At 38.1% G+C, this 21,152-nt stretch carries 14 protein-coding genes; 7 read left to right on the forward strand and 7 right to left on the reverse strand.

Going from position 1 to position 21,152, the window contains the following annotated elements; all coding sequences use genetic code 11:
- From MSBR3_RS04975 to MSBR3_RS18810, 4 genes are all read right to left on the reverse strand, one after another.
- Complete coding sequence (locus MSBR3_RS04975) at nt 1–231, reverse strand: DUF2180 family protein (RefSeq protein WP_048106840.1); 231 nt, start codon at nt 229–231, stop codon at nt 1–3.
- A 93-nt stretch (nt 232–324) separates the two neighbouring features.
- Nucleotides 325–453 carry a desulfoferrodoxin FeS4 iron-binding domain-containing protein gene (locus MSBR3_RS04980; RefSeq protein ID WP_048106841.1) on the reverse strand — a complete coding sequence of 43 codons (129 nt, stop codon included), beginning with the start codon at nt 451–453 and terminating at the stop codon, nt 325–327.
- Nucleotides 454–713: 260 nt separating this feature from the next.
- Entirely contained in the window at nt 714–836 is a 123-nt protein-coding gene (locus tag MSBR3_RS21365; RefSeq protein ID WP_268989118.1) for a hypothetical protein, read from the reverse strand.
- A 1,947-nt stretch (nt 837–2,783) separates the two neighbouring features.
- Nucleotides 2,784–5,708: a PAS domain S-box protein gene (locus MSBR3_RS18810; RefSeq protein WP_052723287.1), complete on the reverse strand. Its 2,925-nt coding sequence runs from the start codon at nt 5,706–5,708 to the stop codon at nt 2,784–2,786.
- A gap of 769 nt (nt 5,709–6,477) precedes the next feature.
- Between MSBR3_RS18810 and MSBR3_RS04990 the strand changes: the two genes are divergently transcribed.
- Nucleotides 6,478–7,836 carry a right-handed parallel beta-helix repeat-containing protein gene (locus MSBR3_RS04990; protein WP_052723288.1) on the forward strand — a complete coding sequence of 453 codons (1,359 nt, stop codon included), beginning with the start codon at nt 6,478–6,480 and terminating at the stop codon, nt 7,834–7,836.
- Between the two features lie 107 nt (nt 7,837–7,943).
- Here MSBR3_RS04990 and ppcA read toward each other — a convergent pair whose 3' ends face one another.
- The gene (gene ppcA, locus MSBR3_RS04995) at nt 7,944–9,524 is read right to left on the reverse strand and encodes a phosphoenolpyruvate carboxylase (RefSeq protein WP_048106842.1); all 1,581 of its coding nucleotides are present in this window, start codon (nt 9,522–9,524) and stop codon (nt 7,944–7,946) included.
- Between the two features lie 679 nt (nt 9,525–10,203).
- Here ppcA and hcp point away from each other — a divergent pair.
- Entirely contained in the window at nt 10,204–11,829 is a 1,626-nt protein-coding gene (gene hcp, locus MSBR3_RS05000; RefSeq protein WP_048106843.1) for a hydroxylamine reductase, read from the forward strand.
- A gap of 886 nt (nt 11,830–12,715) precedes the next feature.
- Here hcp and MSBR3_RS05005 read toward each other — a convergent pair.
- Entirely contained in the window at nt 12,716–13,189 is a 474-nt protein-coding gene (locus tag MSBR3_RS05005) for a universal stress protein (protein WP_048106845.1), read from the reverse strand.
- Nucleotides 13,190–13,484: 295 nt separating this feature from the next.
- Here MSBR3_RS05005 and MSBR3_RS05010 point away from each other — a divergent pair, with 295 nt between their 5' ends.
- Nucleotides 13,485–14,156 (forward strand): flavodoxin family protein, encoded by a 672-nt coding sequence (locus MSBR3_RS05010; protein ID WP_048106846.1) that lies wholly within the window; start codon nt 13,485–13,487, stop codon nt 14,154–14,156.
- A gap of 53 nt (nt 14,157–14,209) precedes the next feature.
- Nucleotides 14,210–14,983: a DUF169 domain-containing protein gene (locus MSBR3_RS05015; protein ID WP_230627817.1), complete on the forward strand. Its 774-nt coding sequence runs from the start codon at nt 14,210–14,212 to the stop codon at nt 14,981–14,983.
- A 452-nt stretch (nt 14,984–15,435) separates the two neighbouring features.
- On the opposite strand, the gene MSBR3_RS05020 is transcribed toward MSBR3_RS05015, so the two are convergent.
- Entirely contained in the window at nt 15,436–15,960 is a 525-nt protein-coding gene (locus tag MSBR3_RS05020) for a DUF4405 domain-containing protein (protein ID WP_048106848.1), read from the reverse strand.
- A gap of 1,405 nt (nt 15,961–17,365) precedes the next feature.
- Between MSBR3_RS05020 and MSBR3_RS05025 the strand changes: the two genes are divergently transcribed.
- The 3 genes from MSBR3_RS05025 to MSBR3_RS05035 all read left to right on the forward strand — a co-directional run bounded on the left by MSBR3_RS05025 (nt 17,366) and on the right by MSBR3_RS05035 (nt 21,151).
- Nucleotides 17,366–18,274, forward strand: a complete 909-nt coding sequence (locus MSBR3_RS05025; RefSeq protein ID WP_080942203.1) for an ABC transporter ATP-binding protein — start codon at nt 17,366–17,368, stop codon at nt 18,272–18,274.
- Nucleotides 18,275–18,396: 122 nt separating this feature from the next.
- Nucleotides 18,397–19,803, forward strand: a complete 1,407-nt coding sequence (locus MSBR3_RS05030; protein ID WP_048106849.1) for a COG1361 S-layer family protein — start codon at nt 18,397–18,399, stop codon at nt 19,801–19,803.
- A 109-nt stretch (nt 19,804–19,912) separates the two neighbouring features.
- Nucleotides 19,913–21,151 (forward strand): ABC transporter permease, encoded by a 1,239-nt coding sequence (locus tag MSBR3_RS05035; RefSeq protein ID WP_048106850.1) that lies wholly within the window; start codon nt 19,913–19,915, stop codon nt 21,149–21,151.
- Nucleotide 21,152 lies beyond the last annotated feature (1 nt).

The raw sequence follows: 21,152 nt of genomic DNA on the forward strand, positions 1-21,152 counted from the left end.
TCAACAAACCTCATTAAACAAGCAGTTTTCCTTCAGGGATTCATGACAAGGAAGGCACAAAATTCTTTTAATGTGTTCAAGGTCAGGCTTCAGTTCAACAGGATAACTTCCTTCCCAAACAGGAGTTTCCTCACGAATAAGGTGCTCTTTGCAAACCCCTCTACCACATGCAATACAAATTCCAACAGCGTCAGTATCTTTACCTTCTCTGGCGCATTCATAGCATTTCATAAGCTTTCCTCCAGATGAAAAATTGTTCAGTTGCCAAAAAATTTTGTTAAAGTGCGTGAAAGTATAATTTATTAATTAAGACGTACGTATGATTTATTCCTCACTGATAAGAGTCATTTCCTGGCCACAACAAACAAGAGTTCCTCCACCTACTTCTTCTACTATGACTTCGTTACCGCATATCTCACAAAGATATCTTTCTCCTTTAGCAGATACACCCATAAACCTTTCACCTCGTTTTCTTTAAGTTATTATCTCAAAGCAGTTTAATAAATTATTCTGTTTCTAGAATTATTCATTTTTTAAAAACAATTGAAAAAAATCAATTCGCTATGGGATGATACTTAAAAGATATGTGTCTTTAAGTGCCTTGGAAGATTTATCAAACAGCCAAGTGTTAATATTTACACTTTTTTAAACACGGAGTGTACTTGTCTTCTGACACTATTAAGGAATCACCCCACTAGCGGATAAGAGCCTGCTTACTTGCAGGTGTCAAGAAGACCTTTCTTTTTACCTCCTCTTTGTTCAGAGGGGTGTATCGGTTCAACTTTTGCGTCTTCATCCTTTGCTTCTGCCTTCTTTTCTTCTTTATGATGGGTCATAGATTCAACTCCTGAATCAGTTGTTCAATTACTGAGTCAGTTATTCAATTACTGAGTCAGTTATTCAACACTTAATCAATTACACTTCTAACAACTTGTATAAACTTTATACTTTGATCAAGTATCCATCACTTTCAATAAATATTTATTATCTTCAATAAACATTTATTGATTTTCAAGAAATTCCCAGTTTTTATGTAATATTTAAATTACCCCTATAAACTGATCTTAGATACATTGACAGTTTTTCCCTATCCCTCCTTCTGGCCAGTAAAACATCAGTTAAATCAAATTTGAAGACATATATACTGGTCTAGAAATCTTTATTCCTGGGATTGCAAAATTTTAGATTGATTCTGCCAGCACCTAACAGATAGCAATCAAATTCCTTTCATATTACAATAAACAATTTTCCCAGTAGTTATTCAATTATCCTCTTAATTATTTTAAATTATTTATATGAAAAATTGTTTATGAACAAAAGGCAGTCTAGCATAAAATATTTCAAAGTCGAACAATAGTTTTACGGTAGCAAAGTATGCTGGTTTTCTGTAAAATTATTTTTCCTTATGTACCGTGTTTTACTGCAAAAAATATTATTGAAGTATCTTCTAAAACAAATTTATGGTAACTGAGGAAAATAAAAAAATAGTTAAGGAAAAAATGCTTCAGATCATAAAACTTACAGAACCTTAGATCTTAATAAGTTGCTTTAAATAAAATAGATTAGACAGCTTTAAATAAATAAATAAATAAATAAATAAATTAAACAAAAACTGAAGAATTTCAGGAGGAACATGAAGTGAGAAGGCAGTAGAAAGAATATGTAGGGAGTCCGAGATCCCAGTATTCATGGACTATACCCAACAGCTCTTTAAACAGTGTTCCCCAAACCCTGTTCTAAGAAAGATAGGTGATTATCCAGGCAATCTTTAGGTGGTGTGGTAGATTTTAGTTTACCTTTCTACTCGCCTTCACAACTCCATAATATACTAATAATTTGAATTATTTTAAATTATTTATATCAAAAATTCCTATCGAGAAAACATTTTTTTCAAGCAAAAAATTTTAATGTGAAAAATTATTCTATATTTATATTTATAAATAAATATTTTTGAAAAAAAATTACCGGTCAATGCCTTCTATTCATGCTTCTATATTGCTAAACCTTATCGTAAATTCTATTGCTTGATACCTTTAAGCACTATTATGCCTATCTATTTGCTTAATAAGAATATTTACAAGCTGTGTACTAAGAATATTTAATTTAGAAAATCAATTTTTTTAAAATGACAGCATCATTACCTTAAATGATTATGTGTATCCGGTAGTAAGATAAGCAAAAAAAATTCATATTTCAGATGATATCCCGTTAGTTAAAAATGATACAATACTCAAAAATCACGTTAAAAAAATTGAATGAACCTGGAAGATTTTTATTCCTGTTACTTTATCCCGATACAGTAGCTCAAAAATATACTGTATCTATGAAAAATATACTGTATCTATGAAATTTATTTGGGTTAGAACATCTTCCAGGAAATTATTTACTCACATATCCCACCAGTCACTTTCCCATTCCCATTTGTGTTGATCCATTCGTTTTTCTCATATGGTCTAAATTCGTTCGTTTGGTCTAAATTCGTTCGTTTTGTTCGTTTTTACTCTCTCGTGGGGTTACAATTTATAATAGTTCTCAAATTTATTTAACATTATTTATATGAAAAATTGATTCTGAAAAAATAATATTCTCGTGAAAAATGTTTTTTTATCAAACAACATTTAAATATTAATTATGAGCTCATACTACACTAAAAAATTACTTGTAGAACAATAGTTAGTTTCAGATCAGTATAAGAAGTTGCTTATTCAATGGAAAAAGACCAATGGTCAATCTAAATTTCAAGAATTATAATAAGTAAATTGTTTTATTGTGTAGAGGTAGACTTATTTCTCTACATCACTAAACCATATCGTGAATTTCGTTCCATGGTCTCTTTTAAGCTTTACACAGCTATCTATCTGTTCAACAAGAATAGTTACAAGCTGAAGACCCAGGGAGTCCGCACTGGGAAAGTTAATTTCTTGCGAAATTCCTTTTCCATTGTCCGATACTTCGAGTACATAGTCAAAGCCATTTTTTTCAATACATTCCTCATCCAGAACGGAGACATTATTTTTGACGGCAGAAGTTTCTGTCCTGCAGAGATTTATCCGGATCTCGCCTTTTCCTCCAGCAGGAAAAGCATGCTTAAATGAATTTGAGACCAGCTCGTTTACAATAATTCCCAGAGGAATTGCAGTATCCATGCCAAGATAAACCTGTTCAAGATTAAGCTTGAAACTGATATCCTTATTTCCCAGATTGTAAGAGTCAAGAAGATCTACAGTCAATTTTTTTAAGTAAGCTGCAAAGTCAAGTGTGTCGATTTTATCCCCTTTATATAGCTCCTCATGAATAAGGGCCATAGAAATTACTCGACTCCGGCTTTCCATAAAAGCCTCGATAACCTCCAGAGTCTTACAAACCTCAAGGTGAGAGAAGGTTTCTGCTTGAAGATCAAGCAAAGACGAAACCACCTGCAGATTATTTTTAATCCTGTGGTGAATTTCTTTTATGCGAATCTTTTCGATTTTTTGCAGAGCCTCCTGGCTCCGCTTTTGTTCGTCTATATCCTGAAGGACAACAATGACACCTTTGATCTTTCCTTCCCTGTCACGGAAGGGAACAGCGCTTATTCGTACCCATATTTCTCGTCCGTCACTGGAGGTATAGAGAAAATCCGTTCCGCAAGTGACATTTTCACCTTGAAGTGCTCTCTCACCCGGCCATTGGGACTCATTGAGTAAGCGGCCGTTAGTTCCCCATGCTCGCCAACGCCAGCTATTTTCAGAATCATGTGATGGAATGACACTACCTATGAAACGACGGAATATGCTATTGTTAACCATCAAACGTCCTTGAGGATCGACAAGTCCAGTACCTACTGGCAGTTGCTCAAGGAAAGCAGAAAGCAACTCCTCATTCTGACGCAAGGCATCCTCCATTCTTTGATACTCGGTGATATCCTGGAGTATTCCTCTAATTTGGACAGGGTTATTTTTTTCATCAAAAATAACCTCTGACTGCATATGGATTATACGTTCTTCCCCATCATCCCGAACAATCTTGCACTCAATACTGTAAGGCTTTCCGTTTATGGCTTCCTTAGTGACATTTTTGACGAGATCTCGATTATCTGGGTGTATGTAATTTAAGAATTCATTATAAGGTGGTCCTGATTTTTGTGGATTGCGTTTAAAAATTCGATATAGCTCATCAGACCAGTATGCTTTATCAGCAGTAATATCCCATTCCCAGTTTCCAACATGAGCCATTTTTTGAGCTTCAGCAAGACCTTTTTCACTCTTTTTTAAAGAATTATAAGCATTTTCAAGCTCGGCTGTACGTTCTTTAACCAGTTTTTCCAGGTTGTCGAGTGTACTTTTCAATTTCTCTTCTGTTTCCTTTCTCTGAGTGATGTCAGTAAACATTGCCATGTTGCCTATAAACTTACCATTGTTGTCAAATAGAGCTTTACCACTTACAATTGTCCATAATGGTGAGCCATCTTTACGTATGAACTTAAACTCGTAGCTCCTATCAATACCACGCCGTCTGTCTTCAAGATTCTTTTTAACAGTTAGCTTATTTTCCTCAATTACAAAATCCCACGCCAATCTGCCAATCATTTCGTCCTGAGTGTATCTTAACATTTCAGCTAATCTTTTATTAACATAAATAGTCCTGGCTTCAGGATCACCTATCCATATACCTTCACTGGCTGTTTCAATTATATTGCGGTATTTTTCCTCGCTTTCTTGCAGTTCCCTCTCCATCTGTTTACGTTTGGTGATATCTCTTAGAATCAGTGCTACCTTCCCTTTCTCAGGACTGAAAACATAGATATCCAGATGTTTATGCGCTATTTCACTACCGATCTCAAAGTGCGTCGGCTTGCCTGAAAGTGCCACTTCGTTATACTTCTCAATTGCTATAGGGCTCACATTGGGGAATACTTCCAGCATAGTTTTGCCCAGGATCTGTTCCCTTTTTACTCCTAAAATGAGTTCAAAAGCGGGATTAAGTTCAAGGTAACGATAGTCGTGTGGCTTACCCTTTTTATCGTAGATGACCTCTAAAAGACCGAAGCCATCGGTCATGTTTGTAAAGAGCATACGGTAACGCTCTTCACTTTTCCGAAGAGCTTCTTCAGTTTGTCTGCACTCAGCATGACTTTCTCTTTCGGAGTTTTCTATTTTCTCCCACTTTCCTTCTTTTTTTGCCAAAACAAGTTGATGATTTGCGGCAATCTCAATAACATCGACAGCACTGCATGTATCTAGAGAATAGGTACACAGTGCTATGACTGGACATTTGTTTATGATAGAGTCCATTCCTCTTTCATAATTAACAAAGTTATTCCAACTTTCGTTTTCTAGCGAGGAGGTATTCTTGATCAATCTCAAACCATCATAACCACCTGCTAACGACTTATTTATTTTATCAATTAAATCGTTTAAGACTTCCTGAAAATCAAAAGTTTCGTTTTCTATATACCAATGATTTAAGGAGATAATCTCGATTTGTTTCTTTTCCAGGTAAGTATCAGCATTGGTAACAGCTGTTTTCAATACTTCTTCTGCCTCTTTTACTTCCAGATGATTCGATGCAATCCAGATGCAAAATTCGTTACTCTCCAGTCCGGCTTTTAAATACGGAATAATTATATCCTTCAATTCTTCTTTATTCTGGTAAAATTGGCAGAAATGTGTTCCCCAGGGCACACTCCCAATGGAATCAATACCAGAATTTCTAATACTATTTTTCATACTTCTCTCCAGCTTAAGAGACAAGGTTAAAAATACATTCCAGAATGTTTACTCTATATATCATAACAGTTTAGAAAATATTATAATCTTTTAGAAAATATTATATAATATTTTAGAATTTCAATATCGACCTGACCCAACCCTTACAGGTCTTTAAAGTTTTTACAACTAGGTTTACTCCATTTAACAGAATCACTTATTGAAGTTACTTCAGCTAGACCAACCGTTTCTGGAAGAATTATTATTTTAGAGAAGTTGTATAAATAACTCATTCAAAGAAATCATTCAAAGAAATCATTCAAAGAAATCATTCAAAGAAATCATTCAAAGAAATCATTCAAAGAAATCATTCAAAGAAATCATTCAAAGAAATCATTCAAAGAAGCACAAATGTTCTATAACGATTATTATACGTATACAATTATTTATAATATCCTAACCAGGTAACTTGCATTCCAGAGTCAGTTTACAGAACAGTAGAAATCCACTTCATATAGAATTACCCATTTCATATAGAGTTTGAACATTCACAAAATATTTATTAAAAGCTTATTGATAGTTTATCAGTAGTTGCAGCGATTTGCTGATTTTCATATTCCAGACATGAAAAAAGAAAGATTATGTTTATTTTTGTGAAAGTTCTCTATTGACCTTTTTGCTTTAAATTTTTATCTCTTAATTTTAATACTATTGTGATTCAATATATTGATATCCATTGGTGTTTAAATTTTAGTTTATTAATAGAAAACTAAATAATATTTTATATTGAATGTGGGGGATTAAAATAAACAGATTTGTCAACTTACTTGTAGCCTTTCTTATTTTCACGTTAAGTTCGAGTAACGGGACTGCAATTGAGATTCTCGTCCAGCCTGGAGAATCAATACAGGCCGCAGTAAACAATACAAGTTCAGGTGATTTGATAATCGTAAAGCCCGGAAACTATTCCGAAAACATTATAATCGGTACCCAGAATCTGACAGTAAGATCCGAATCCGGGAATCCTGAGGATACAATAGTTAGTGCAAACAACCCGAACATAAACGTATTTCACATACGAGCAAATAATATAACGATTAACGGGTTTAAAGTCCGATCAGCCCAATATGCTGAAGTAACAGGAATTTATTTAGCCGGATGCAGTCAATGTACTATAAGTAACAATGACCTTTCGGAAAATTACCTCGGGATGTATCTGAGTAACTCAAAAAATAACATGATTACGGACAATAAAATGAACCTGAACGAGAGATACGGAATCCAGCTCATGCACTCGGAAGGAAATATACTCTCAAATAACAGTGCCAGTTCAAACCATCATGGAATTGTCCTGGGAAATAATTGCAGCGACAATAACCTGACAGGGAATACAGCAAGTTTGAATGCAGGTTACGGTTTTTACTTTATAAATTCAAGCAGTAACAATCTCAATAACAATACGATAAGCAAAAACGATATGGGAATTTATCTGACAAATTCAAATCTGAACACAATTTCAGGGAATAATATTTTGGAGAACATACGGTACGGAATGTGGATTTCACACTCAAACTACAGCATAATTTCAGGGAACACGATTAACAAAAGTAACTTGGGCATTCGTCTGAACTCCTCGGACAATAGCACGCTTTCGGGAAATATTCTTGCTTTCAATTATATCTCAGGTCTTTCTATGTGTCCAGCCTGTGATAACAACACTATGTTCGACAACTATCTCAATAATGTCTTTAATGTAGAAGTCGGAAACAGGAGAAATACCTGGAACACAGAAATGAAAGCAGGCGTAAACATTGTAGGAGGGCCATACCTTGGAGGCAACTTCTGGGCAAGCCCGGCAGGGACAGGTTTCTCTCAAACCGCACAGGATAGGGATGAAAACGGCATTGCAGATATAAAGTATAACGAAACCAACTTTACGGATAATCTGCCGCTTGTACCCGTATCCAATCCACAGCAGAAGGCGCTCCCTCTTGCAAACTCCAGTACTGATCTTACAAGTTTAAGTGCTGATAGCACAAGTTTAAGTACTGATCTTACTGACGTCATTGCTTCAAAAATGGCAAATACTCCTGTTGCACAAAATAGCTCAAAAGAGAGCAATGCCACGGAAAGAGTTAATAATCAGTGATAAATTTGATTAAAAATGAGGTCTACGGCCAGCAACACTGAAGGAAGACAAAAAGAAAGAAAAAAGAAAGAAAAAAGAAAAAGTCAATCGATCGGAGACTGAAGAACTTAACCGAGAGCCTTTCTTATTTTTCCCATTTTGGTTAGTGTCGAGCATACAAGCTGGGAAACTTCTTCATCCATGCAATTTCCCCTGCTTCCTGCTTGCAGGAGGTCAGGCTGCATCATTTCTACCAGGATGCGGTAAGAAGGTTCGGGACTTGTTTCAAGATCAAAGATCTCATGCAGGATATCCAAATCTTTGCGGACTTCCTTCAGACAATCCCTGGATAGGAAGCGGGAAGCTACATTGAGATCCAGATATCCTGATGCAAAATTCAGGTCACCTTCAAGGGAAGGGAAGTACTTTGTAAGCAGGTTTTCACAGGCAGCTTCTCCGAGTTTCTTCCGGGCTTCTTCAAGAGCACGGCCTGTCCCTATGAATTCCGGAGGCAGGCCTATAGAATAAAGAGCGCCTGTAAACTTAATTGCCCTTGGAAGATGAAGGTCTTCAGCAGGCATACTGGCTTCAAGCTCTTTTGCGATATCGGTACGGCAGAACTTAACCAGACCTGAGATATCAGGAGCGCTTCTTGAATAGCCTCCTGTACCTTTGTGCATAAGACGATCCCGCTGCTGTGGGAGAAGGTCAGCTACCCGGTTTATTACGGGAGCCAGTTGCCTGAGAATACGGCTGTAACTTGTTCCAAATATCCCAATGAGGTTTATTATTTCTTCTTTTTCTTCGACGGAAAAAAACTCAGGCGTTTCAGGTAGCCTGGCTTTTGCAAGGTTTACCAGGGACTCGGCATCTCCTTTTTTATGACTGTACCTGAGCGCGGATTGGAGAGTAATCGTTCCGACTCCACGGTATTCCCTGAAAAAATTTTCTGCATTCTTCAGGTCCAGGTGTCCTCTGAAAGGCAGTGTTCCTGCTCCGAATATAATACCAGTTTGGGTGTCGAGTTCGGAATTTAGTTCGCAGATTCCGTTTATTGCGTATTTGCATGAAAGTGTGCTCGCAACATGCCCGAAGGAAAGGGCAGAGTCAGACTTACCTAGAAATACCCTGAATTTCTCGGGATCTGTCCCGAAATGTCCTTTCCAGGCAAGAAGCGTGTTTTCTGCAAGTTCTCTCGCATGCAGCAACGCAGGAGCATCCTCTATAAGAGGAATTATACGCGGAACCTCCATTGAGAAACCGAATTCTTTTTTTGCAAGTTCACTTACGTCTACCATATGCTGCTGAGCTTCAATGATTTCCCTGACGCTGTCTGTCATGGGATGCACGAATTCGTTGATTGCCTGAATATCCGAGTATTCAAGGGCATTGTAATTAGCCTCAGCAATTGACATCATAACCATAAGCTGTCTGAACCGGTTTTCCTGAACCGCACTCGGAGCCCGAGGAGTAATAAAAATGTCTTTTCCTGGGATCAGGTCTGTTTCTTCTATGAATTTCGATACAATCTGGACATTCTGATGGTAGGGAGTTGCCTTCCCTTCATAATCCGGCATATACTCATCACAGCCGAATACCTGTGCAGCCTCTATAGCTTCTTCCGGCTCTTCCTGCGTAGATATATATCTTGATGCCGAGTCCGGATGCTGGGTACACATTACTTTTGGAAAAACGGTTTTTCTATTCATGAAATGAATCCTCACTGCGTACAGCTTAGACCTTAGTTTGCTGCTGAACTGATTCTTAAATTTACTATGGAATCCGATACTGAATTTCTTACTGAACACCTTTACTGGATTTACTAATAGACTTGTAATTTTTTAGCTAATGATAATTAATTCGTTATTGTTAACCATTAATTTGGTGCAAATCGACATCGAACCATATTGTTTACTTTAAGATAAATGTTTCCGTTTACAATAGGTTGACATTTGCCTGAGATAACAAAAACCACTGCAATTATAACAAAACTACTAAAAATTGTACCCTGAAGCCTCAGTTAAAAGAAGCTATTCCTTAAATAAACTGTAAAACAGTCACAAAGATGAAATTTAACAATCTGAGAGCCGGGAAAACAGGCTGATTGAGTATTTCTGCTCAATTGAGGAGCATGCCAAGCTTTTTCAAGGAAGAATAAAAATTGATTAAAGCGAGGGCAGGCCAATGTTCAATAAATAATATTTTTCCAGTACCTACTTCGAAACTGTCCCCTATATATTAGTTGATGTCTTCTATTTTATAGTATACGAAATATACCGGTATCAAAAATATACTTTGTGTGGAATGTTTAAAAGAGCCTGGAAATAAATGAAATTTAAAGTTGGAATAGACAGGAAATCTCTTGATAGTTAAGTTTGAGGTGAACAAATGTTCTGTAACCAATGTCAGGAAGCGCTTAACGTGAAAGGTTGTACTAAAAACGGGGTTTGCGGCAAAAAAGGGGAAGCTGCAGATTTCCAGGACAGACTGCTCTATGTCCTTAAAAGCATCTCGTTCTTTGACCTGAAGGCAAGGGAATATGGTCTTAACGAAGAAGCAACCGTTAGGTTTGTGCTCGACGGGTTCTTTGTCACTCTTACAAATACCAACTTTGACAAAAAGGCGATTGAATCTTATATAAAAAAAGGGTTTGAGATCCGGGATTCCATTAAGGCAAAACTGCCTCCGGGAACGCTGCCTTCCGAAAAAGACTTGCCTGCTGTGGCTACGGTTACTCAGGAAAATATAGAAAGTATGGATGCTGTCCATTCCACACAGGATGAGGACATCAGGTCTCTTCGGGAGCTCCTGACTTACGGCCTTAAAGGGCTGGCTGCTTATGCTCACCACGCTTATATCCTGGGATATAAGGATGAAGCGATTTATGAGTTTATAGAAAAAGGACTGGTTTCGACTACGGACGATAGCATCGGTATGGATGCCTTGATTGGTCTAGTTATGGAATGCGGGCAAAAAGGTGTCTCCGTCCTTGCCTTACTAGATAAGGCAAATACCGAAACCTATGGAAACCCGGAGCCGACAGCCGTTAATATTGGCGTGAGGAACAGGCCAGGAATTCTTATTAGCGGTCACGACCTGCGGGATCTGGAACAGCTTCTCGAGCAGACAAAGGGCACAGGAATTGATGTTTATACGCACGGGGAAATGCTTCCAGCAAATTCTTACCCTGTCTTCAAGAAATACGATAACTTCGCAGGCAATTACGGTAACGCCTGGTGGAAACAGAACGAAGAATTTGAAAAGTTCAACGGCCCAATCCTCATGACTACTAATTGCATAATCCCCCCAAGAGAGTCATATAAAAACCGGATTTATACTACAGGGATAGTTGGGTTTGAAGGGCTTACCCATATCTACGAAAACGAAGACGGCACAAAAGATTTCACCCCTCTAATCGAGCAGGCAAAAGCGAGCAAGCCTCCAGAGCCAATCGAAAGCGGAACCATAACCGCAGGATTTGCACACGAGGCAGCTCTCTCGGTTGCGGATAAAATTATAGACGCCGTAAAAACCGGAAAGATCAGCAGGTTTATGGTTATGGCAGGCTGCGACGGCAGGCAGAAAGAAAGAACTTACTATACCGATTTTGCAAAGGCTCTCCCTAAAGATACAGTGATCCTGACTGCAGGCTGTGCCAAATACCGATACAATAAACTCGATCTTGGTGATATCGAAGGAATCCCAAGAGTAATCGATGCCGGGCAGTGCAATGATTCCTATTCACTTGTTGTAATAGCGCAGAAACTTGCAGAGGCTTTCGGGCTTGAGGATATAAATGACCTTCCTGTCTCATACAATATAGCCTGGTACGAGCAAAAAGCCGTGCTTGTGCTGCTCGCCCTGTTGAGCCTCGGTGTAAAGAATATCACACTCGGTCCGACACTTCCAGCTTTCCTCTCCCCTAATGTTGTTAAAGTACTGGTTGAAAATTTCAGTCTCAGACCTAATACAACTGTCGAAGAGGATATGAAAGTACTTCTTAAACAGGCCTGAAACCAGGCAGCTAGAAAAGCGAGCCTTTTAAATCGTTTTGATTGAAAACTTTTAAGAAAAGTTTGATGAAAACAGAAAAATAGGGCAATGTTTGAGTTCTATAGCCTTATCCCTGCCCTTCTGAACGCAAATAGATGAGGTACATATCGCAATAGTTGGAACTTGTCCTTTTTTCGTTATTGAGTTTCATAGCATATTAACTGCTGGTTTTAACAGAAATTCAAAATAAAGTTGGAGATATGAGTTTATTTGGAATGTGCTTTTAAATAAATCTATTAAAAGATAATTTTAAAGAAATCTATTAAAAGATAATTTTAAAGAAATCTATTAAAAGATAATTTTAAAGAAATCTATTAAAAGACAATTTTAAAGAGCTGTGTCAAATAGATACATTTAAAGAAATATATCAAATTAGATAAGGAGTTTTAAAAGCTAATCTGAAATACTTGAGTTAAAAATTCTTCAAGAGAGTAAAGTTTATTTGGTGTTAAAAGTATAGGTGAAGTTTCCTGAGGCTTACTCATTAATGTTTACTCTCTTAAACTTAAGATAAATCAACAAAATTCCAACGAAAGTTCCTAAAATTAAATATTTTATAATCTTTTTTGATTTTTCCACGGTCATCATCCCCAATTTCCGTGTTTAGTAAATATGTCGTGCACATATTACAAACTTTCTATAGATATTTCCAATAGCTATTGTTTAGTCTTATTGGCATTTATATACTTAAAACATGGATATTTTATACTCGAATTCAGATATGATGTAGGTTATGAATTTGGAAAGAAAGTTTTTGAATTGAGATGGAGAGGACGGATAATAAGAAAGAAGCCTGAAAAAAAGCAAAATTTAAAGGTTAAAAATTATAGTTTACTTGAGTTCAGCCTCATGCTTTATGTTTTTTCCTTACAACCACAACAGGAACTTTTGAGTACCGAACCACATTTCCAGCAACGCTGCCTAAAAGCAGCCGTTCAATTCCTGTTCTGCCAAGAGTACCCATAACAATAATATCCATTCCGTTTTCCTCGGCATAATGAATAAGTTCATCTACAGGAACTCCTTCAAGCACGATGGACTCCACATTGATTCCTTTTTTCTCTCCTAAACCTTTTACATAATCTACAGCCTGTTGAGCCTGGATTTCCAATCCTTCATATATCAACTCCCAATTAGGACTCACACCAGTAGAAGAAAGATAATCCATATACATAGACAAGGAAGTATTTGACACCACACAGACTGCAAAAACCGTCCCTCCACTCAATCGAGCAAGTCCTATTCCTTTTTCGGCAGCTAGCCCGGAGTAGTCTGAGCCGTCGGTTGCAATCATTATTTTCTTAAAATTAACAGTTGCCATGAAAACTCAATCATATTATGAGTCTGTCCTAAAACCTATTTGCTTCTTCATCATAATTTTTCAGGATCATTTTAGTAATTAGCTATTCAACTGACTGTTCCGAATACCAAATTCAAAAATCAAATTTTAAGTTTCAGAATAGACTTATCAAATATTCAGTAGGAAAAAATATTATCATTGAAGACGATTTTTACATATTCTTATTTTTTGCATTATTTATTTGTTTTCGCATAAGTAAGAACATGAACTTTCATTAATTGTTTTTGTGTTTTGTAGACATACAAAGAGGGAAACTATGAAAGTAGTTGGTATACTGTCAAGCCCACGAGGCAAAAAGAGTAACACTCTAAAACTAATGGATGCAGCCCTCCAAGGAGCTGCAGAGGCAGAAGCTGAAGTTGAAGCTATTGACATTGCAAAGTTGAAGATCAAATATTGTATTGCATGTGATTCGTGTCATGAGAAAGGTGAATGCACAATAAAAGATGACTTCAATTTAGTAATGGGAAAACTACTAGCTGCAGACGGAATTATCTTGAGTAGCCCTAACTACATAACAAATGTTACAGCACAACTCAAGACACTGTTTGATAGAAGTCCACTCATGGTTCATGAACAGCTCTTTGAAGGGAAATATGGTTTTTCATTGACTACAGCAGGTAGTCGTGAAGTCGATTTTGTACTTGATATTATGAACAACTACATGAAAATCTGCGGGGGCAATACCATCGGGGGAGTTGGCTGTGCAATGTCGCAGGGCCCTTCAGCATTGGAAGCAGCTATTGAAAAATCTCGTGAAATGGGAAAAGACCTTGTTAAATCAATAAACGAGAAAAGGCAATATCCTGAACAGGAAGCTGCACAGAAAACCTGGAGAGAGCGGTTCAAGTATGTCCTTCTTGCCAATAAAGACCACTGGACGCATAACTGCGATTACTGGATGGAAAAAGGCTGGATTCAAAAATAACCTTCTTTGAGGGTGATTGTATAACATCAACAAATCTATTAAGTGTTAAGGAATTGGGGAATAAGCTTACTGAAGCTGGCAGATTAAAACTGCGTCCTCTATGTATTTACGATACGGATGAAATTCCTGAAGACGCAGTTCCGTCATACACTGTAGACCGCTGTGTAGCAAAGGCGATTTATGCATCAGCTCTCTTTGAAGAGACGCCTCCGGTCTATATTGAAGCAGGTCATGAACAGTGTTGTGCCGGTGGGATGACCTGGATGGGGTTAGCGGAACCGCACCCGAAGCTTAAATACTTCGTAACTGTGGGCACACCTGATTTCCATGGAGGTGCTGCCGAACATTTAAAAGCAACTCCTGAGCTATTCGATGAGCAGAGAAAGAGAGCAGGAGAAATCCTTCCACATGGAAAATACACAGTCATTGCTCCGTGTACTCACAATCCGGTACCTGAAACTGTCAGGTCTTTTATTGTCTTTGCAGGCAGCGAGCAGATCAGGAACCTCTGCGGGCTGGCGCAGTTCAATAGCTCTGAGCCCTTTTTCAAAACCGTGATACCCGGAGGACCCATTTGCGCTACGATGATCGCTTTCCCGGCAGGCATGGCAGAAAATGCACCGAAAGACTCAGCTTATGTCGGCCCTGTTGATCCTACAGGAAACCCCTGGCTGCCTCCAGAATTGATGATAATGGGTATTCCTTCGAGTTTGGCACAGCAAATGGGAGCCGACTTTGAGGAATCCTTTATCTGCAAGCGGAGCAAAATCGCATATCCTGAGAATCGTATAGCTATTAATCCATATATGAAGGTCATAGAGAAATGATAATACACAGGGAACGGATTTTAGACTACAGAGTGTAAATTTTGAATAACAGATAATAAAATACTCAAGTTGCGAACCAGATATTTGAAAGCTGCTGAACAAATACCAACATAAGCATCAACCAGCTAACTGTCTGGCAATTTTCTCAGTAATTTATTATTTTCGTGAAAAAAGAGAGTTTTAGCTAGAAGTTCACCTTTTATTTAGCTTACCTTTTATTGCCTTTAGAGACTCAGGCTTCTCCGGCAATTGTCTAACCCGTTTCATGTCAGACAATACTTTCAAAAATTATGAGAATTTCCCTTTCCTACCCTAAACCACTTTCTTACTCTGATCCATTTTTCGATCCTAAACTTTTTACTTCCCTAAACTATTTTTCGATCCTAAACTTTTTATTTGTCTAATCTATTTTTCTACCCTAAACAACTTTTTATCCTTGGATTTTACCTACCTCAGTCTACAGGCATATAGTTTGCTTCGATAACTTCACCCTCTTTCATCTCTCTTTGTATACTGAATAAGCTCCTTGTGGTGAATATTATCCATCTCCAATGGAGTGCAATGTGAGCAACAAAGAAAAACAGCATAAGGATTCCGATTTTATCATGAATAAGCCTCAAGATTGGGCCTGCTGCATGGTGGTTGAAAAACATTATAAAACCTGAATAACCAACTAAAGCAAATTGAACGAAAAATGCCAAGTCCACAAAATAGTTAAGCTTTGTTTTTTTTGTCTCTTTTATTTGTCCTTCTTTTCTGAAAAGATTCTTTGTGCGAAGTAATATCCATCTCCAGTGCAGTGTAACATGAACGACAAAGAAAAGAAGCATCAGAACCCCAACTTTATCATGGATCAGTCTTAAGATCGGACCTGCTGCACGGTGATTAAAATACATTATAAGACCTGAATAACCGACTAAGACAAATTGAACAAAAAATGCCAAGTCTAATAGATAGTTGAGCTTTATTTTTTTCATTTCCTCCCTCCATTTTGATGTTTATAGCTACACTATTGTAAGATTCTTAATTTCAATTCATTTTATTAATTTTCATTGATGATCTTGTTACATCAATCATCCACTACAGCAGTTTTGCTGATTTCCGGCGAATACTGCACTCTCCCGAATTGGCAGAAAAAGAAATAAAGATACTTGCAAAAAATGAAGGTAAAAAAGGACTTACTTTTTATTTAAAAATGAAATAAACCATTTGTTTTCGAATAAAACTTAATTATGGAATATTAATTTTAATTAGAGACCTTTAACCTATATTTGTTAATTGTCTATGTAATAAGAACTAAACATGCAAGGGAAGGTAAAAAAACTGTCCTGTAGCTGAAGTACTCCAAGAATTATGGCAAAATCATGTTTATTCCTGTTAAGCACCCAATATCCTCTTTCCTGAATGCAGGATTCCCTACGTTATGTCTTCACATATTAAACTTTTGAAAATAGATCCTGATGAGCCGTTCCAGTTTTAGATGTTCCAGTTTTAGATGTTCCAATTTTAGATGTTCAATTTTAGACGTTCAATTTTAGATGTTCTGTTTAGCTGTTCCACTTTCAAGCATATCCTGCTGGCTCTGTTAAGAGTTTAAAAAACCTTATAAGTCTCGAAGAGTTCTTTCCTCTCAATGTCAGGTGAAATTCCTGAGACCGGGTCAAAACACTGAAAAAATAATCTAAACTTTAGTTTTGTCGGTGGAAATGGACTTAATGGCAGGTTTGAAGGATCTTTTGAGAAATTCCCAGCAGATAATACTTTACTGAGATTTAATTTTTTATTTAATATCTGATTAAAGATTAAACTTAACAAAAAACCTGTAGAAAAGCTTCATTGATAAGTTAGTTCTGTATATCTCCTGTTTTTGCTAAGTATGCTTTTATTATTAAACTCCAATGAAGGAGATGACTGCCTTCTCCTGGAAACTGAAAAGTAAGGCATCTGTCAGATGCAGAAGCCTTAACCTTAGAGAATTCAATGGGAAATAAACTGATAGAGATAGGATACCTCGCCACTCTTAGGAACTCTTAAATCAGCACAAAAGTTCTCCCATTTGAAAAGTGATAGAAGGAAGCAGTCAAACCTGCACTCCAGAAAATGAGGCACTGTACATTTTACAGTGTCTCAAAACACGGAGCGGCTATCAACCCCTACTCCAAATGTGAGGCACTTCGCATCTTGCAGGTGCCTCAAAAACGTAGACTGCTATTATGTTACTAATCCTGCAATTCTAGAAGGATAATAAAATAGCAGTAAACCTAAATAACAGTATGATAAATATTAATATGTGCCTTTAGATTAGATGTTTCAGGTAGAATACGGACAAAATAGAAATTAGTCCGATAACGCTGAAGCATGGATATAGTTTAGAGGGTATGTATGACACTTATCAAGATTATAGAGACATTTAAAAAGAAATTAAATGCCTCATACGTTTTAAAGTCGCTTGAGAAAGCAGCAGATTTCTACGGCGAATCGGACAATGATTCCGAAATAAATAATCCAGGGGTGATCACGAAAAACAGCCCGTATGGCGGTCCAGCTCGTAATTTTGCTAAAAATTTGGGTTCAGAAAATACCTCCAGGAATGGGGAGGTTCCACTTATCAAACTGACTAATGTCTGGAAAATTTATCAGATGGGGGAAATTGAGTTTGCAGCCCTGAAAGGAATAAACCTGGAAATTTACGAAGGGGAATTTCTGATAATTCTCGGGCCCAGCGGAAGTGGGAAAAGCACGCTTATGAATTTGCTAGGCTGCCTGGATATACCATCAAAAGGCACGGTTTGCCTGAATTCGAAGGACATCTCAGAATTGAACGAATCGGAACTCGCCGTTGTCCGAGGACAGATGATTGGTTTCATATTCCAGAGCTTCAACCTTCTTCCAACTCTGAACACTGAAGAAAACGTGCTTTTACCTATGGAATTTCAGGAAGAAAATCGACAAATTGCCCGACAAAAAGCCTCATATCTGCTTGAAATCGTCGGACTTTCAGATAAGAAAAAGAACCTTCCCTCCCAGCTTTCCGGCGGGCAGAAGCAGAGAGTTGCAATAGCCCGTTCTCTGGCTGTAAACCCGCCTATAATCCTTGCAGATGAACCTACAGGAAACCTTGATACCAAGACTGGAGATTACATTTTAGAGTTTCTTGATGGACTGCAGAAAAGTGAAGGTAAGACTATTATTATTGTTACCCATGACCTTGAACTTGTAAAATATGCAACAAGAATCGTGTACATAAGAGATGGTGAGATTGAAAAAATCGAGACATGCAAGGAAAAGTAATGAGGTATGAAAAAAGAACCAATACGAAAAAGAATCGGTATGAAAAAACCAATTATGAAAAAACCAATTATGAAAAATAACGAGGTATGAAAAATGAAGTAAACATGAGTTGAGGAGTCAAAATGAAAAAGTTCTCTTTACTAAAAATACTACTGTTGTATTTAGTGTTCATATGCCTTGGAGCTGGAACGGCACTTGCCTCTAATGGCAATATACAGTCTTCATTTTTGGAAGTAGACCTGACCAAGCAGAACCCTGACGCTGCTCGTCCTGGAGAACCTGTTGAGCTCACTGTCAGCATACAAAATGTAGGAAATGCTGACCTGAAGGACATTGTTGTCACAGTGAACCCGAAATATCCTTTCAGTAAGATTTCCGGAGAAGACCTGACAAAAAAAGTCTCCTACCTGAATGCACGGCAGGATGATGACGATGCAGCAGTCCTTAAATTCAAGCTTATGACAGATGCCAACGCTTCAGAAGGCACATACGATATAGATATTACTACCACTGCTAAAGAAAGCGGTTCCTCGTCAAACGTGATTACCATTACAAAAACCATCCAGCTCGAGGTAAGGGGTAAAGAGTACGCGCAGATTGTTACCATAAACAAGGCAAGTATTGACCTGGCAAAGGAAGAACCTCTGGAATTTATAATAACAAACACCGGAAACTCACCTCTGAAAAATATGGTAATTTCCTGGAAAGACCCAAAAGGGGTAATTCTGCCGGTTTATTCGGATAACACAAAATACATCAAATATCTGGCTGCAGGTGACTCCGTAACCGTATCTTACTCGGTAATGGCAGATGTAAACGCAGATCCCGGACTCTACACTCTGAATGTAAACCTTAGCTTTGAAGACTACAATTCCAATGAAAAAAATATTGCGACCACAGCAGGGCTTTTCGTCGGTGGAGAAACCGATTTTGATGTTTCCTTTTCTGAAAGTGACCAGGGAGAAATTTCCCTTTCAGTTGCAAACGTTGGTAACAACATGGCATATTCCGTGAAAGTCTCGGTTCCTGATCAAAACGGGTACAGGGTCTCAGGAAGCTCTTCAACAATTGTTGGAAACCTTGAGAAAGGAGACTATACAATTGCATCTTTCAATGTTGCAAGCACACAGGGCGTTGGAGGAACTGAAAGTAGTGCAGGGACATCAGGGGAGGCTGCAAGAGCAAGAGAGAAAGATGAAAATGTAACTTCAAAAGGTTCCAATCCTCTAAAAGTCCAGATTGAATATACGGATGCAAGAGGAGAAAGAGTGACAGTTGATAAGGAAGTAAAACTCGAAACGACTGCCGGAAGTATGACTGCACAGGGACGAGCAAGACCAGGAGCAGCAGGTAACAGCAGTGGCTTCAGTTCATACCTAGTTTATATTGTTTTAATAGCTGTTGCGGGAGCAGGTTTAATCATATACCGCAAAAAAAGGCAGACAGAAGGTGAGAAACAATCCGAAAATAAAAAGCCTGAAGACCAGAAGCATGGCTCAGGAACAGGTTCAGGGACAATTCGAGATTGAAAAGGGATGTCTCCATAAAAAACGGCGTGGTCGGCGTGAAAAACAGCGAAATGGTTTACGCAACCCTTTTCAAAAAAGTCTTGATTGAAAAAGAATGGAAGGATGCAAGATGAGACAATCGACCTATTTGAAGATGGGTTTGAACATGCTTGTGCATAGCAAGCTCAGAAGTTGGCTGACCATTATTGGGATAGTTATAGGAATTGGGTCTGTTGTCGGCATCCTCTCCCTTGGAGATGCCATGCAGGAGCAGGTGCAGAGCAGGCTCGCCGAAATGGACCTGACAAAAATAACCATAAGTCCAGGATATACCAAAGCATCATCTAACATGCCTGGCTTTCCTGGGATGAGGGGTTCATCAACAGACTCTGAATTGACAGATGACGACATTGAAGCTCTTCAGGGTCTGGATGGAATACAGTACATAGCTGGCCAGATCTCAGGCAGTGAATCAGTGATTTATGCAGCGCAAAATGCCACTCTCTCTATTACAGGTGTGGATCCTCAGGTCTGGAAATACATGACTACTCTGAAAACGCAATCAGGAAGATTACTCGAACCTGCTGATAAGTATGTTGCAGTCATAGGAAGTGGGATTGCAAGTGGAGTTTATGACCAGGAAATAGGTGTCAACCAGGTAATAAATATAAACGGCAAAGCAGTGCGCGTTGTCGGAATCCTGGAAGAAGAAGGTGAGCGTGGGGACCGAAGTATTTACATGCCGATCGATGGAGCAGTAAACCTGCTTGATGACGCAGAAGAAGGTGTTTATGATTCAATTACTGTGAAAGCAAAGAGTGAAGATCTGGTTGATGGATTGATGGAAGACATAGTGGATAAGCTCATGGTTTCGAGACATATAGTTCAGGAAGATGATAGGGACTTTTCCGTGACAGCTTCCAAATCGATGGCAGAGTCCGTTACTGAAATGACGAGTTCAATGACTCTATTCCTTGGTGCTATTGCAGCAGTGTCCTTGCTTGTGGGAGCCGTTGGGATTGCAAACACCATGTTTACCTCGGTCCTTGAAAAGACAAAGGAGATAGGAACTATGAAAGCCATTGGAGCGAAAAATCGAGATATTCTCATGATTTTTCTCTTTAATTCCGCAATGGTTGGTCTTGTTGGTGGTATCCTTGGAGATATTCTGGGAGCTTGTGTTTCAACTCTTTTCCCTATGCTGGGTCTGCGAATGATGAGAGGAGGAGGCTCTTCAGACATATATCTTGCTCCTGACCTGATGGCTTTTGGGCTCATCCTGGCAGTTTTAATAGGAGTGATCTCAGGAGTAGTCCCTGCGTACAGGGCTTCAAAGTTAAAACCAGTAGATGCACTAAGATACGAATGAT

The organism is Methanosarcina barkeri 3 (genome assembly GCF_000970305.1).
Taxonomy (GTDB): Archaea; Halobacteriota; Methanosarcinia; order Methanosarcinales; family Methanosarcinaceae; genus Methanosarcina; species Methanosarcina barkeri_A.

Excerpts from the sequence above, each read along its gene's own strand:
- MSBR3_RS04975 (WP_048106840.1), bottom strand. The coding sequence starts at position 231 with ATGAAATGCTATGAATGCGCCAGAGAAGGTAAAGATACTGACGCTGTT.
- MSBR3_RS04980 (WP_048106841.1), bottom strand. The coding sequence starts at position 453 with ATGGGTGTATCTGCTAAAGGAGAAAGATATCTTTGTGAGATATGCGGT.
- MSBR3_RS21365 (WP_268989118.1), bottom strand. The coding sequence starts at position 836 with ATGACCCATCATAAAGAAGAAAAGAAGGCAGAAGCAAAGGATGAAGAC.
- MSBR3_RS18810 (WP_052723287.1), bottom strand. The coding sequence starts at position 5,708 with ATGAAAAATAGTATTAGAAATTCTGGTATTGATTCCATTGGGAGTGTG.
- MSBR3_RS04990 (WP_052723288.1), top strand. The coding sequence starts at position 6,478 with ATGTGGGGGATTAAAATAAACAGATTTGTCAACTTACTTGTAGCCTTT.
- ppcA (WP_048106842.1), bottom strand. The coding sequence starts at position 9,524 with ATGAATAGAAAAACCGTTTTTCCAAAAGTAATGTGTACCCAGCATCCG.
- hcp (WP_048106843.1), top strand. The coding sequence starts at position 10,204 with ATGTTCTGTAACCAATGTCAGGAAGCGCTTAACGTGAAAGGTTGTACT.
- MSBR3_RS05005 (WP_048106845.1), bottom strand. The coding sequence starts at position 13,189 with ATGGCAACTGTTAATTTTAAGAAAATAATGATTGCAACCGACGGCTCA.
- MSBR3_RS05010 (WP_048106846.1), top strand. The coding sequence starts at position 13,485 with ATGAAAGTAGTTGGTATACTGTCAAGCCCACGAGGCAAAAAGAGTAAC.
- MSBR3_RS05020 (WP_048106848.1), bottom strand. The coding sequence starts at position 15,960 with ATGAAAAAAATAAAGCTCAACTATCTATTAGACTTGGCATTTTTTGTT.
- MSBR3_RS05025 (WP_080942203.1), top strand. The coding sequence starts at position 17,366 with ATGACACTTATCAAGATTATAGAGACATTTAAAAAGAAATTAAATGCC.
- MSBR3_RS05030 (WP_048106849.1), top strand. The coding sequence starts at position 18,397 with ATGAAAAAGTTCTCTTTACTAAAAATACTACTGTTGTATTTAGTGTTC.
- MSBR3_RS05035 (WP_048106850.1), top strand. The coding sequence starts at position 19,913 with ATGAGACAATCGACCTATTTGAAGATGGGTTTGAACATGCTTGTGCAT.